The following is a 13564-nucleotide window of genomic DNA, read 5'->3' on the forward strand; positions in this document are numbered from 1 at the left end:
CATCTGTAGAGGCCGGCACATACCGCTGACTCGCCCCTCGAAAGGCGGTGTGCTGTTCACACCGCCGGGTACACAGCTTTACGCGGGTTTTAGACGGGGGTAACCACGCGTGTCTCACGCAGGGGGCCATCTGGATCCTTACGATGAGCCAGTCGATATAGAAGAGGCAGTACCAGCAACGTTAGCGCCGTAGACGACAGGATGCCGCCGATCACCACCGTCGCCAGCGGGCGCTGTACCTCGGCGCCGGTGCCGGTGGCAATCGCCATTGGCACAAATCCCAAGGACGCGACCAGTGCCGTCATAAGGACCGGCCGCAGACGCGTTAGCGCTCCATGGGTGATCGCTTCGTCGAGCGACATGCCGTCTTCTCGCAGTGACCGGATGAACGAAATCATTACCAGCCCGTTCAGCACGGCCACCCCCGACAAGGCGATAAAGCCGACCGCAGCGGTGATCGACAGCGGAATGCCTCGTAAAGCCAAGGCCGCAATCCCGCCGGTCAAGGCAAACGGGATGCCGGTGAACACCAACAGTCCGTCTTTGACGTTTCGGAACATCATGAATAGCAACATGAACACCAGGAACAACGCCAGCGGCACAACGATCTGCAAGCGCTGGGTAGCCGACTGAAGCTGTTCGAATGTCCCGCCCCAAGTGGTCCAATAGCCTGCAGGGATCTTCACGCTCTTGGCCAGAGCCTCCTCCGCTTCCGGCACGAAGCTGCCGATATCGCGGCCGCGCACGTTGGCACTGACCACGATACGGCGCTTGCCGTCTTCGCGGCTGATCTGGTTCGGACCCGGTGCCAGATCGAGCGTGGCCAGTTCGCCTAAGGGGATGAAGGCCGGACTGCCCTCATTGTCTCCAGCGCTGGTGCCTGAGCGTGGTGGCACTGCAATCGGCAGGCGACGAAGTGCATCCAGGTCTGCGCGTTGAACCTCTGGCAGCCGTACCACGATGGCGAAGCGGCGATCGCCTTCGAACATGGTGCCGGCCTCGCGCCCACCTGTGGCCGCAGAGATCGTGGCCTGCACATCAGTGATGTTCAGCCCGTAGCGCGCTGCCTTGTCCCGGTCAATATTGACTGTCAGCATCGGCAAACCAGTAGTCTGCTCTACCTTAACTTCAGCTGCGCCCGGCACGCGTTGTAGCACAGCGGCGATCTGAGCCCCGGTCGATGCCAGCACTTCCATGTCGTCGCCATACAGCTTGACTGCGACATCGCTGCGCACACCGGAGATTAGCTCGTTGAAACGCAGTTGAATAGGCTGCGAGAACTCATAGGCATTGCCGGTGTATTTTTCCGCCTCCTCTTGGATAGCTTCCACAAGTTCGGCGTGGCTGCGTTTCGGTTTCGGCCAGTCTGCCTCCGGCTTGAGCATGATGTAGCCGTCCGAGATGTTTTGCGGCATCGGGTCGGATGCAATCTCGGCAGTGCCGGTGCGGGCAAATATCCGTTCGATCTCGGGGAACTTTGCTTTGAGGCCGATCTCCAGCTTCTTCTGCATATCGACTGATTGGGTGAGGCTGGTCGCCGGAATGCGTAGCGCCTGGATCGCAATGTCGCCTTCATTTAAATTGGGAATGAATTCGCTCCCGAGTCGTGTCGCCAGCAGTCCGGACAGGACCACGGTGACTATTGATGCCGTCAGCACGATCGGTCCGTTACGCAGGACAGCGCGCAATGCAGGAGCATAGGCATTACGCGCCATTGTCATCAAGCGGTTCTCCTTTTCGGCCACGCGCTTGCCGATGAACAGGGCAACGGCCGCGGGCACGAACGTCATCGACAGAATCATCGCGCCAAGCAAAGCTATGACGACAGCGAACGCCATCGGGTGGAACATTTTGCCTTCGACCCCGCTCAAAGCGAAAATGGGCAGGTACACCACCATAATGATCAACTGCCCGAACAGCAGTGGCCGGCGCGCTTCCTTTGCGGCCGCAAACACTTCACGGAAGCGCTCTTCCAAGGTCAGGTCACGTTTGGTCTGCTCTTGCGCGTGCGCCAGGCGCCGTACGCAGTTCTCCACGATCACGACCGCGCCATCGATGATGATGCCGAAGTCGAGAGCACCCAAGCTCATCAAGTTGGCACTCACCTTGTAGGTCACCATGCCAGTGAAGGTGAATAACATCGACAGTGGAATGACCATCGCGGTGATAATCGCTGCGCGGATATTGCCCAGGAATAGGAACAAGATCACGATCACCAGGATCGCTCCTTCGAGCAAGTTCTTGCGTACCGTGGAAATCGCCTTGTCGACCAGCACCGTGCGGTCATACACGGGGACGGCCTTGACGCCAGCAGGCAAAGTCTTGTTGATCTCGACCATCTTCTCTGCAACGAGCTGCGAGACCTGCCGGCTGTTTTCGCCGATGAGCATGAATACGGTACCGAGCACAACTTCGGCACCGTTGTCTGTCGCGGCGCCCGTGCGCAGTTCGCGGCCGACGGCGACGTCCGCGACATCACGAATCCGAACCGCGACGCCATCGGTATTTTTCAGGACGGTATTTTGGATGTCTTCGATGGTTCGCACCTGCCCCGGCGCGCGGATGAGAAGCTGTTCGCCCGAGCGCTCGATGTAGCCTGCCCCGGTGTTATCGTTATTGCGCTCGACCGCGGTGACGACGTCGGCCAGGGTCAGACCATAGGAACTGAGCCGGTTCGGATCCGGCGTGATGTGGTATTCCTTAGCGAAGCCACCGATTGAATTGATTTCGGTCACGCCCGGGACCTGACGCAACTGCGGCTTGATGATCCAGTCCTGCACTTCGCGCAAGTCAGTTGGCGTATAGGCTGTCCCATCAGGCTTCTTCGCGCCTGCTTCTGTTTCGACCGTCCAGAGGTAGATCTCGCCCAAGCCAGTGGAAATTGGCCCCATCATGGGCGTTGCGCCCTCCGGCAGCCCTTCACGGGCCTCCTGCAGTCGCTGGTTGACCAGCTGGCGCGCGAAGTAGATGTCAGTACCATCCTGGAAAACGACTGTGACCTGCGACAGCCCGTAACGCGATAATGAGCGAGTCTGCTGCAGTCCAGGCAGGCCCGCCATCACGGTCTCGACCGGATAGGTTATGCGCTGCTCGACCTCGAGCGGCGAATAGCCTGGTGCCGAGGTGTTGATCTGAACCTGCACGTTGGTAATATCTGGCACAGCGTCGATCGGCAGACGCTGATAGTTGTAGACGCCAATTGCCGCCATGGCCAGGACCAGACCCATGATCAGCCATCGGCTGTCGATGGCGAAACGTATGATGCGTTCAAACATGGAAATCCCCTATTAATGGCCGTGCTCGGCGCTGCCCTTGCCGAGTTCGGCCTTGAGCACAAAGCTGCCGCGATTAACGTAGCGCGTTCCTGCTGCCAGGCCCTCCAGGATTTCCACCCCTTTGCCGTCATTAATGCCGGCCACGATCGGCTGCGTGCGAAAGCCCCCTTCCGTCACTACAAACACTACTGGCTTGTCTTCCACCGTCTGGATAGCATCGGCCGGAATCGCTACAGCAGCCTGTTTAGTCCCTTGCACCAGCGCGACGTCCACGAACAGGCCAGGGCGCCACGCGCCGCCTGGGTTGTCGATCACGACGCGCGCTGTGGCGGCGCGGGACTGCGCCCCGACTAGTGCGCCGACATAACTTACTTTCCCGACGGCTTTCATATCAGAGCCGGTGGCACTGACAACCGCCGTTGCGCCGCTGCGCACGCTTGCCAGGTCTTTCGGCGTGACTGCGACATCGACCCAGACGCGCGACAGGTCGGTCAGTACGAACACATTGGTGTTTTCCTGCACAGCTTCGCCCCGCGTGATGTGCTTTTCAACGACGACAGCGTCGAACGGCGCGCGCAACGCGTACCGGTTCAACGCGCCGCCTCCGGCACCTACTTCAAGAGCTGCCAATTTCGAGCGCGCTGCCTGCAAAGTAAGCTCGGCCTCGCGCAGTGCCTGTTCGGCCTGCTGAAAGTCCTGCTGGGCAGAGATACGGTCCTCCCACAGCTTCTTTTCCCGCTCATAGATGGTTTTGGCCAGGCCGAGCCTTACCTGTGCCGCGCTCGCGGCGCTACGCAGGTCAGCCAGCTCCGGGCTTGAAATGATGGCTAGCACCTGCCCCTTCTTGACCGTTTGCCCCAGCTGCGCCGGCACTGATTCGGCAACGCCGCCCAGGCGCGGCACTACGTGAGCGGTCAGATCGTCGTTGACACGGACTTCGCCAGGCAGTTTGACAATGTTCTCGATCGTGGCCGCACCGGCAACGGCGGTCGTGATCCCGGCCTTTTCCGCCTGCATGACCGGCAGCTTGACCACTCCTTCGTCCTGGTGCTCATCCTCGGAGCTTTCCTCGCCTGCTCCACCGGCTTCTTTTGCGCCCTCCTTCTGACCGCTCTCGGCATGACCATGGGCATCGTCGCCGGCGCTACCTTCAGCGCTTCCCTTGTTCCAGAACAGGATGGCCAGGGCCAGCACGACACCGACGGCCACGATTGCGGCAATGATTGGCAGATTTTTCTTACGATGATTTTGTAGGGGTGTCATTGCAGGTGTTCCTTGAAGATGGTGGTGCTCTCGGCGCTAGTAGCCGGTGCGATTCGTTCGATATCAGTTGCTGCACGATACCGATCGGACAGAGCGCGCAGATACAAGCTGCGTGCCTGAATTAATGCGCGCTGGGTGTCAAGAACGTCGAGAAACCCGAATTTGCCGAGTTCAAAACCGGTAACGGCAGCGTCATAGGCTTGCTGCGCCGCTGGCAGCATCTCGGACTTGAGGCTGTCGATCTGGAGCTGAGCGACCTCTGCACGCTGGTGAGCGTCCGCGATTTCCTCATACACCCGAAGCTGCTCGACGCCTAATTCGTCGCGAGCCTGGTCGGCTCGTCTTAGTGCTGAGAGCATGTTCCCCTGGTTGCGATTGAAAAGTGGCAGGGGTACGGAGATACCAAATATGGCTTCGCTCCCGCTGCGTTCACGATCCCGCTGGCTACCCACGGTCACCGTCACGTCTGGCGCCCGCGCCGAACGTTCCATGCCAACCAGAGCATCCTGCCGTTTGACCTGCGCTTCGGCCTGCCGAAGTTGCGGCGACATGGTTAGCCGCTGCTCGAGCTCGTTCATCGTTGGTACGGCAGCGAACTCGACGGCTGGCATCTGGAGTGGCTGGGCAATCGCTCGCGAGCTGCCCATCAGTACCGCCAACTTGCGTTTGGCTGACTTCAGGTCGGCTGTTGCTTGGGTGAGGTCAAGACGCACGGCCGACTCTGCAACACTCGCACGGGTTTGTTCGACTGGCGATATCTTGCCGGCAGCGACGCGCCGACTCGCGGCATTCGTCGCACGGCTTGCGACCTCAATGGCCGCCTCGGCCAAACCGACCCGCTCTTGCGCTGTCAAGGCCTCCAGATAGGCGGCCATAACGTCGGCACGCAACATCGCTCGTCGCACGTTCACTGCTTGGACGGCGAGTAGACGCTCTTGTTCGGCGAACGCGATGCGGGCGCTTCGTTTGCCGCCGAGCTCGATGAGCTGGGTAATCTGGGCGGTCTCGACCCTGGACCGACGGTCGGTTCCTTCGGTGGATAGAGCCAGCTCAGGATTGGGTATGACGCCTGCCTGAAGCCTCCCACCCTCGGCGATGCCGATCGCCTGTGATGCGGCTCGCAAGCCTGGGTTGCCTGCGTACGCAGCCTGCAACGCCTGCTGCAGGGTTAGGGGCAGTAGCGACGCATTGCCAGCGAGCGAGGTGCTGGTGGAATCGCGCACGAATTTTGGCTGCGCGTAGAGGTGAGCCGACTGCGCGAGCAGTATTAGCGCCCCCATGATCATAGATCTGGATTGCATAGATAACTCCGAAATGAATGGATCGAAAGCTATCCGGCGACAGCGAGCACACCGGCCGAGTGCGCGGGCACACGGTCGGAAGCTCGGGAATTACCTGGTAAAAGAAGGTATAGCCGCCGGAATTACACGGCGGCGGGCCACTGGGGGCGCTCGGGTGGGACTTGAGTGACTGACGCGTAACTGACGTTTGGACCAACCGGCGCGGAGTGCGCCATCGTCAGGTAGGGGGCGGTTTGAACGGCTGCGGGAGCGAGCACTGCGTGCGCGCACGAAGAACAATGCGAGTGCTGCGCGATCTTCTTCGTCGACGCAGGCTTACCGTCATCGGCCGCCGCCACCTGATCGTGAGCGTCGGTCTTATGCTGATGATGTCCAAGGTGCTGTGCGGCTCGTCCAGTCTCATGCATGCAATAGGCGCTGATCGCACTCCAGGTGAACTGGAACGCGAGCATCATCAGCATGCAAGTGAGAAAACGGCGCATCATGGTCGCGAGTATAGCATCGGTGCGGTTAATCGTTGCTGCCATGCAGACGCACGCGAAGCAGACGCATACCATTAAAGATAACCAGCAGGCTGGCGCCCATGTCCGCGAACACGGCCATCCACAAGGTGGCCGATCCTGCGATAGCGAGCACCAGGAACACGGCCTTGATCAGCAAGGCTGCAACGATGTTCTGCTTGAGGATGGCGGCTGCCTGCCTGCTCAGGCGAATGAACTGCGGGATCTTGCGCAAATCATCATCCATCAGCGCGACGTCGGCTGTTTCAATGGCCGTGTCGGTGCCCGCTGCGCCCATCGCAAACCCGATATCGGCCTTGGCCAGCGCCGGGGCATCGTTGATGCCATCCCCTACCATGCCGACGGTACCGAATTGCGCCACCTCGTCATTGATGGCAGAGAGCTTATCCTCGGGCAGCATGTTCCCGCGGGCGTCATCGATGCCAACCTGCCGTGCGATCGCTTTGGCCGTCACCGCGTTGTCGCCGGTGAGCATGACCGTCCGGATCCCCAACCTATGAAGCTGGGCCACCGCTTCGCGACTGGTTTCACGAATGGTATCGGCCACGCCGATCACCAGCAGTGGCGACGTCTCATCGCAGAGGACAACCGCGGTCTTTCCTTCACCCTCCAGTGTCGACAGGACGCTTTCCGTCGCGGTATTGCAGATGCCGAGCTCCTCGACCAGGCGGTGATTGCCGAGGTAGTACCACTTCCCGTCGATCCGCCCTTTCGTGCCACGGCCGGTCAAGGCCTCGAACTCGGTCACGGATGCGAGGAGCAGGTCCAGGCCCAAGTTTTGCCAGTGGCGGCTCACCGCGGTCGATACCGGATGGTCGGAACGGTCCGCGAGCGCGGCCGCGAGCTGCAGATGAGTCTGTGCATCGCCTTGCAGGGGCAACACGTCCGTCACTTCGGGTTTACCTTGGGTGATCGTGCCGGTCTTGTCCAGTGCGAGCGAGCGCAGCTTGCCGCCCTGCTCCAGGTAGACGCCGCCTTTGATGAGGATACCGGCTCTCGCCGCCGCAGCCAGGCCGCTGACGACGGTGACCGGGGTCGAGATCACCAGGGCGCAGGGGCACGCGATCACCAGCAGAACGAGTGACTTGTAGATCCATGGCATCCATTCGGCGCCCAGCATGAGCGGCGGCACCAGAGCGACGGCGAGCGCAATGGCGAACACGATGGGCGTGTAGATGCTGGAGAAGCGGTCGACGAAACGCTGCGTGGGCGCGCGGCTGCCCTGCGCGTCCTCGACCGCGCGGATGATGCGCGACAGGGTCGAGTTGCTGTGGCCGGCGGTGACACGGTATTCGAAAGAGCCCGTTTCATTGATCGTGCCGGCAAACACCTTGTCGCCGACCGTCTTTGGTACCGGCATGCTCTCGCCCGTGATCGGCGCCTGGTTGACGGACGACTGGCCGGTGGTCACTTCCCCATCCAAAGCGATCCGCTCGCCGGGTGCGACACGGGCCAGGGCGCCGATCGCGACCGTGGTGGCGTCCTGTTCACTCCAGCTGCCGTCGTCAAGGCGCACGCTTACCCGCTCGGGTGTCAGTGCCATCAGGCCCTGGATGGCGTTTCTCGCACGGTCAAGCGATCGGGCCTCGATTATCTCGGCAAGCGCGAAAAGGACCATGACCATCGCCGCTTCGGGCCACTGCCCGATCAGTACCGCCCCGGTCACGGCGATTGACATCAGGGCATTGATATTCAGGTTGCGGTTCTTGAGCGCGATCCAGCCTTTCTTGTACACCCCCAAGCCCGTCGTCGCGATCGCAAGCAGCGATAGCAGGATGACTGGCCACCAGTTTTCATCGCCCGTCGTCCATGCGACCACCTCGGCACCGACTGCTGCGGCCAAGCCCAGGGCAAGGACTGCATACTGCCGCTTTCGGGAGACGGGTGGGACCGCCTCGGCTCGTCCTTGCCCAGCTGCAACGAGCACCGCCTGCATACCGATGGACGTCAGTGCATCCAGGATCGCCATTGCCGGCCCACTATGCCTGACGACCAAGCGACGCTGGACGAGATTGAAGTCGAGCTGTTGGACCTGCGGCATGCCGGACAGCTTGTTACGGATGAGCGTCTCCTCGGTTGGGCAATCCATGTTCTCGATGCGGAAAACAGTGCCGGCTGCTGACCCGCTTTGCTCCTCGGTCTGTTCAATCACCGGGTCCATGCCGACCGCCCGTACTGCTGCAAGGATCGCCTGTGGATCGCCGAGGCTGTGCTCCACCCGCAAGCGGCGCTGGACAAGATTGAACTCGAGCTTTCCGACGCCTGCGACGCGCCCAAGCGCCTGCCGCAGCAGCCCCTCTTCAGTCGGGCAGTCCATTTGGTCGATGCGAATGAGAAGGGAACGGTCCAGGGTTGAAGACGAGGCACCCGCGGTCTCGATCGATGCAGATTTTTCGCAACATGATTTGGTCTGGCATTCCGACATGACGACTCCTCGAGAACTGTGTATAGTTCACATTGAACACCCTGTAGCGGGTACGGGGTCAAGCACTAAGTTAAAGTAGCGGGATTTTTCTTGAAAATTGGCGAATTGGCAGACCGGTCAGGCTGCTTGGTTGAAACCATCCGCTACTATGAGCGCATCGGATTGCTCGCTCCGCCTGAGAGGTCGGCAAACAATTATCGAGCCTATAACGAGCTTCACGCTGAGCGCTTGCTGTTCATTCGCCATTGCCGCGCCTTGGACATGACACTCGATGAGATCCGGACGCTGCTCGATTTTCGCGAGGCGCCCGGAAAAAATTGCGAGAGCGTCAACGCGCTACTCGACAAGCACATCGGGCACATCGTCGACCGTATAGCAAACCTGTCAGTACTGGAAGCGCAGCTCAGAGACCTCAGGAGCCGTTGCGTCGCCACCGACAGCACAAACCCATGTGAAATCCTGCAGGCGCTCGGCACTGCCGACGCTTGCGACGAGCCAGCAAGGCTTGGGCGCCATTGACCAGCCCTGGACTTTCCGCGCCATCACTGCATTGCCGAATCAGCGAACAGCCGCAACAATGCGCTTGACCTTCAAGTAGCTAGAAGGTGTTTAATATCAGGTTCTCGAACCTGAAGACAAGTATCCCGATATGACGTACCCCGTTTGGCGTCGGCTAATCGCCTTCGTAATGTTCTGCTGCTGCGTGATCGGTACGACACACGCTAATCCCACATCATCGGAAGCGGAAGTCCGACAGCTCTGGCAGTTGCTCGATTATGTCGCCGTCGATTACGCAGGCGCGGTCCAGAACGGAGCGATTGTCAGCGAACTCGAATACGGCGAAATGCAGGAGTTCTCGACGCGCGCGCAGAACCAGGTGAAGGCATTGCCTCCGCATCCCCTGCATGCAGAACTGGCAGCTGCCACCATAAAACTAAAGCAGGCGGTCGAGCGCAAGGAATCGCCGCAACAGGTTGCCCAGCTTGCGCGCGAGGCAAACCGTTTGCTGCTGCAGGCCTACCCCTTCCCTGTTGCGCCGCGCGCCCTGCCCGATCTGGCCCGCGGTGCGGCGCTGTACCAGGCGCAATGCGCTTCATGCCATGGAGCGGCCGGCGCCGGCGATGGGGCACTCGCGGCCAAGCTCGAACCCAAACCGATCGCATTTACCGATGAGGAAAGAGCCCGCTCGCGCTCTCTCATGGCCCTGTATCAGGTCATCAGCCAGGGTGTCGAGGGCACATCGATGCCGGCCTTTGCAGGCTTGTCCGAGCATGACCGCTGGTCTCTGGCGTTCTATGTCGGCCGCCTGGCGTTCAAGGACACGGACATCGCAGCCGGAGAGTCTGCATTCGCCCAGAGCAGCTCCGCGTCTGCCACGATTCCCGACATGAACACGCTCGTGACGGCAACCGAAGAAGAACTGGCGAAGGCAAGCTCATCGTCGACCGCGCGGTCGGTTCTGGCCTATGCACGTACCCACCCCGGGGTGGTACTGGAGCAGCAAGAACGCAAGGGCATCGTTCTTGCGCGCAAGCTGCTGCAAGACAGTCTGGATACCTTGAAAAATAACCAGCGGTCGAAGGCTACCGAGCTTGCTTTATCGGCCTACCTGGACGGTTTCGAGCCGCTCGAGGCGAGGCTCGATGCGACTGACCGCCAGTTGCTGGTCGACGTTGAGCGAACCATGCAGCTGTACCGGGGCGCGGTTGCACAAGGCAACGTGTTGCGTGCGACCGAATACGCCGCGCAACTCGACGCGTATTTCGTGCGTGTCGAGGAGCTTACCGGCGCGAACAAGACCGATGCGACGACGGTGTTCGTGGGCGCGTTGACCATTCTCCTGCGCGAAGGTGTCGAAGCCTTGTTGATTGTGATCGCGATGGTCGCGTTCCTGCGCAAAGCGGAGCGTCCACAAGCCTTGCACTACGTGCACGCAGGCTGGATCTCGGCGCTGGCGGCAGGCGCCTTGACATGGGTGGTGGCCACCTATGTGGTCAGCATCAGTGGCGCAAGCCGTGAAGTGACCGAGGGCCTCTCGTCGCTATTCGCTGCCGCGGTGCTGCTGTCGGTCGGACTATGGATGCACCAGAAAGGCCAGGCCGGACAGTGGCAAGCCTACCTCAAGCAGCATTTGACGGCAGCGATGGAAAAACGCTCCGCATGGGCCTTGTTTGCCCTGGCGTTCATCGCGGTGTACCGTGAAGTCTTCGAAACGGTCCTGTTCTACTCGGCGCTCGCCGCTGACGGCAACGGCACCGCCCTGCTGGCAGGATTCGTTACAGGCCTGGTCCTGCTGTCGGTGATCGCCGTAATTTTCCTGCGTACCAGTGCACGCATGCCGATCGGTAAATTCTTCTCGTTCAGCTCCGTGCTGGTGGCCGCCCTGGCAGTTGTCCTGGTCGGAAAAGGAATCGCAGGGCTGCAGGAAGCCGGATGGCTGACGGCCACACCGGTCACGGGACCGCGGATGCCAGTTCTCGGCCTCTACCCGACGATAGAGACTTATGCGGCGCAACTGGCCCTGCTCCTGGCGGCTGGTCTTGGCTTCGGCTTCAATCTGATGAAGGTCCGCAAATAGTAAGCGGACGCTCGCAGCTGGCATCGCGACCGATGCTAGCCGGAGCAATCTTCAGCTTGAGCCTCACCTGGCTCGACGCATGCAACCATGACGTTTTCGCCGGGAGCTAAACAGCTTGAACCGCGAAAGCTTGGACCGAATCAGATTCCAATCTATTTTGTAAGCGCCGCCTTGGCCGTGCTTGGGGGATCCTCGGGATGCTTCCCACGTTTAGGCAGGTTCCGCCGGGGCGCCTGGCCGTCGGGTGCGGCGTAAGGATTCGATTCGATGCAGGCCACGGACAAGCCGAGCTGTCCGGCGCGGATTGCGGCGATGTAATCGCCTGAACCCGCGCCGACGATGAACAGGTCGTACTACGCTTTCACGTGATTCCTCCCAATGCCCGAGTCGTTGCGTTCACTCTGCCGGATTGATTAAATTCCCTCCGCCACGTTCTCGGGCGGACGGGCGAAGCGCTGGTAAAGCGTTGGCAGCACGAACGGCGTCAGGATCATGGCGGAGATCAAGCCACTGATCACGACGGTGGCCAACGGCCGATGCACCTCGGCGCCGGCGCCGGTTGCCAATGCCATCGGCACGAAGCCCAGCGACGCGACCAATGCCGTCATTGAGACGGGGCGCAGGCGTCGCAGCGCACCTTCGGGCACCGCTTCGGCCCACGGAAGCTGTTTCGCCAGGTCGTCGATCAAACCCGCCATCACCAGCCCATTGAGGACGGCAACACCGGACAATGCGATGAATCCGACGGCCGCCGAAATCGAAAATGGCAGGCCACGCGATCAGAGTGCGGCGATACGCCTGATCCCGGCGAGAGGCACGCCCGTGAACACGACCGCGGCAGCGCGCTAGGAACCGACGGCAGAATAAAACAGCACCAAGATGAGTGCGAAGCAGGCCGGTACTACGACCGCCAGGCGCATCCGCGCACGCTCGAGGTTTTCAACCTGTCCGCCCCAGGTAATCCATGCACCGGCCGGCGGCCGCGCGTCGGCATTGATGCATTCACGCGCTTCAGCGAGCGCGTGGATTCCAGTCCGGGAATGCCGGCAAACGCCGTTTCGATCGGATAGGTGACCTGCCGTTCGACGTCGGCCGGCGCGAGCGCTGGTGCGACGACGTTGATCTGCACCTGCGTATTGGTGATGTCCGGTACCCTTTCACGTGCTGCATGGTGAGCACGCGCTGCCAGCTCATGACCAGCATTAGCGATTGCAACATAGCGCTCGCTGGCAGCAAGGGTAACGAACGCTTCGGTAATCCGAACTGTCAGCTCCGCTTCAGCAGAGCGCGCCCCAATGCCGGCAGCGGCCCGCTGCGACTGTGCCACGCGCATCCTGGCGCTCCGCTTACCTCCGAGCTCTAGAGGCATCGATAGCCGGACCGCCTTTTCTCCTCCACCGAAACCGGAGTAACGTCGCGATCCCATGACATTTTCGGCCTCAAGGGAAAGGGTCGGGTTCGATCGAAGTCCAGACTGGCGCACAATGGCATCGGCCACGTGCAAGGCCGCTTCGGCGCCCTTCAACTGCGGTGCCTGGCTACCGGCTCGGGCGACGGCTTCGGCAAGTGTCAATGGGGTGCTCTCAGCAATGGCAGAGCCTGCGGCCATACACATGGCCACTAGGGCCATGGCGACGGAAGCGTTGATCTCAATGCGCCTGATTGGATTCGCTTGACGAATTAATAAATGAGATTTATAAACCTTAAAGCCACTTTAATGTCGAGAAGATGTCACGCACATTTACGATAGGACAGCTGTCCGCTGCGGCGCAGATGCCCCCAGCGACAATTCGCTATTACGAGAAAATCGGGTTGCTCGACTCTCCATCCCGCTCTGGCAGCAACTACCGGCTGTACGGGAGCGAGGATGTAGCACGCCTGAGCTTTGTTCGCCGTGCACGGGAGATCGGGTTCACGGTCGACCAGGTTCGAAGCCTGTTGGCCTTCTCCGACCAGCGAGACGGCGACTGCTGCGCCGTGACAGCGCTGACAGAACAACACCTTGCCGAGGTCGAACAAAAGATCAGAGACCTCAACTTATTGAAAGAACACCTTTCCCGTCTGCTGATTTCATGCCGGGGCGGCCGATTTGCCGATTGCGGGATCATTGATGCCCTCGCGCCGGCGGGACAAGCCGGGTAGCTCACTCAGCGTGGTGCCAATCACAGGTCCTGAGCACACTTGACCTTGAAGCTGGTTGA

10 protein-coding genes and 1 pseudogene are annotated in these 13564 nt (G+C 60.8%); 3 read left to right on the forward strand and 8 right to left on the reverse strand.

Features of this window, described 5'->3' with window-relative positions; translation table 11 throughout:
- Positions 1 to 89: 89 nt before the first annotated feature.
- The 5 genes from FVD38_RS07495 to FVD38_RS07515 form a co-directional block, all read right to left on the reverse strand.
- Complete coding sequence (locus FVD38_RS07495) at positions 90 to 3275, reverse strand: efflux RND transporter permease subunit (protein ID WP_147934245.1); 3186 nt, start codon at positions 3273 to 3275, stop codon at positions 90 to 92.
- Between the two features lie 12 nt (positions 3276 to 3287).
- On the reverse strand, positions 3288 to 4538 hold the full coding sequence (locus tag FVD38_RS07500; protein ID WP_147934246.1) for an efflux RND transporter periplasmic adaptor subunit: 1251 nt from the start codon (positions 4536 to 4538) through the stop codon (positions 3288 to 3290).
- Positions 4535 to 5839 carry a TolC family protein gene (locus tag FVD38_RS07505; RefSeq protein ID WP_147934247.1) on the reverse strand — a complete coding sequence of 435 codons (1305 nt, stop codon included), beginning with the start codon at positions 5837 to 5839 and terminating at the stop codon, positions 4535 to 4537. The genes FVD38_RS07500 and FVD38_RS07505 overlap by 4 nt, the downstream gene beginning before the upstream one ends.
- A gap of 122 nt (positions 5840 to 5961) precedes the next feature.
- Entirely contained in the window at positions 5962 to 6366 is a 405-nt protein-coding gene (locus tag FVD38_RS07510) for a hypothetical protein (RefSeq protein WP_147934248.1), read from the reverse strand.
- Positions 6350 to 8785 carry a heavy metal translocating P-type ATPase gene (locus FVD38_RS07515; RefSeq protein WP_005670933.1) on the reverse strand — a complete coding sequence of 812 codons (2436 nt, stop codon included), beginning with the start codon at positions 8783 to 8785 and terminating at the stop codon, positions 6350 to 6352. The genes FVD38_RS07510 and FVD38_RS07515 overlap by 17 nt, the downstream gene beginning before the upstream one ends.
- Positions 8786 to 8875: 90 nt before the next feature.
- Between FVD38_RS07515 and cadR the strand changes: the two genes are divergently transcribed.
- Positions 8876 to 9304: a Cd(II)/Pb(II)-responsive transcriptional regulator gene (cadR, locus tag FVD38_RS07520; protein ID WP_005670935.1), complete on the forward strand. Its 429-nt coding sequence runs from the start codon at positions 8876 to 8878 to the stop codon at positions 9302 to 9304.
- A gap of 130 nt (positions 9305 to 9434) precedes the next feature.
- Entirely contained in the window at positions 9435 to 11363 is a 1929-nt protein-coding gene (locus FVD38_RS07525) for a cytochrome c/FTR1 family iron permease (RefSeq protein ID WP_147934249.1), read from the forward strand.
- A 193-nt stretch (positions 11364 to 11556) separates the two neighbouring features.
- Here FVD38_RS07525 and FVD38_RS26785 read toward each other — a convergent pair.
- From FVD38_RS26785 to FVD38_RS07535, 3 genes and pseudogenes are all read right to left on the reverse strand, one after another.
- Positions 11557 to 11710: pseudogene (locus tag FVD38_RS26785) on the reverse strand (dihydrolipoyl dehydrogenase); the annotation flags it as partial.
- A gap of 66 nt (positions 11711 to 11776) precedes the next feature.
- Positions 11777 to 12133, reverse strand: a complete 357-nt coding sequence (locus tag FVD38_RS27130; RefSeq protein WP_307161710.1) for an efflux RND transporter permease subunit — start codon at positions 12131 to 12133, stop codon at positions 11777 to 11779.
- 131 nt (positions 12134 to 12264) lie between these two features.
- The gene (locus tag FVD38_RS07535) at positions 12265 to 12972 is read right to left on the reverse strand and encodes a TolC family protein (protein WP_157225735.1); all 708 of its coding nucleotides are present in this window, start codon (positions 12970 to 12972) and stop codon (positions 12265 to 12267) included.
- A 119-nt stretch (positions 12973 to 13091) separates the two neighbouring features.
- Between FVD38_RS07535 and FVD38_RS07540 the strand changes: the two genes are divergently transcribed.
- Positions 13092 to 13505 (forward strand): MerR family transcriptional regulator, encoded by a 414-nt coding sequence (locus FVD38_RS07540; RefSeq protein ID WP_040778152.1) that lies wholly within the window; start codon positions 13092 to 13094, stop codon positions 13503 to 13505.
- Positions 13506 to 13564 lie beyond the last annotated feature (59 nt).

It is taken from the genome of Massilia arenae (genome assembly GCF_008014745.1).
GTDB lineage: Bacteria > Pseudomonadota > Gammaproteobacteria > Burkholderiales > Burkholderiaceae_D > Telluria > Telluria arenae.

What these genes read in the sequence shown, in the direction of transcription:
- FVD38_RS07495 (WP_147934245.1), bottom strand. Translation starts at nt 3,275, where the DNA reads ATGTTTGAACGCATCATACGTTTCGCCATCGACAGCCGATGGCTGATC.
- FVD38_RS07500 (WP_147934246.1), bottom strand. Translation starts at nt 4,538, where the DNA reads ATGACACCCCTACAAAATCATCGTAAGAAAAATCTGCCAATCATTGCC.
- FVD38_RS07505 (WP_147934247.1), bottom strand. Translation starts at nt 5,839, where the DNA reads ATGCAATCCAGATCTATGATCATGGGGGCGCTAATACTGCTCGCGCAG.
- FVD38_RS07510 (WP_147934248.1), bottom strand. Translation starts at nt 6,366, where the DNA reads ATGGCAGCAACGATTAACCGCACCGATGCTATACTCGCGACCATGATG.
- FVD38_RS07515 (WP_005670933.1), bottom strand. Translation starts at nt 8,785, where the DNA reads ATGTCGGAATGCCAGACCAAATCATGTTGCGAAAAATCTGCATCGATC.
- FVD38_RS07525 (WP_147934249.1), top strand. Translation starts at nt 9,435, where the DNA reads ATGACGTACCCCGTTTGGCGTCGGCTAATCGCCTTCGTAATGTTCTGC.
- FVD38_RS07535 (WP_157225735.1), bottom strand. Translation starts at nt 12,972, where the DNA reads ATGGCCGCAGGCTCTGCCATTGCTGAGAGCACCCCATTGACACTTGCC.
- FVD38_RS07540 (WP_040778152.1), top strand. Translation starts at nt 13,092, where the DNA reads ATGTCACGCACATTTACGATAGGACAGCTGTCCGCTGCGGCGCAGATG.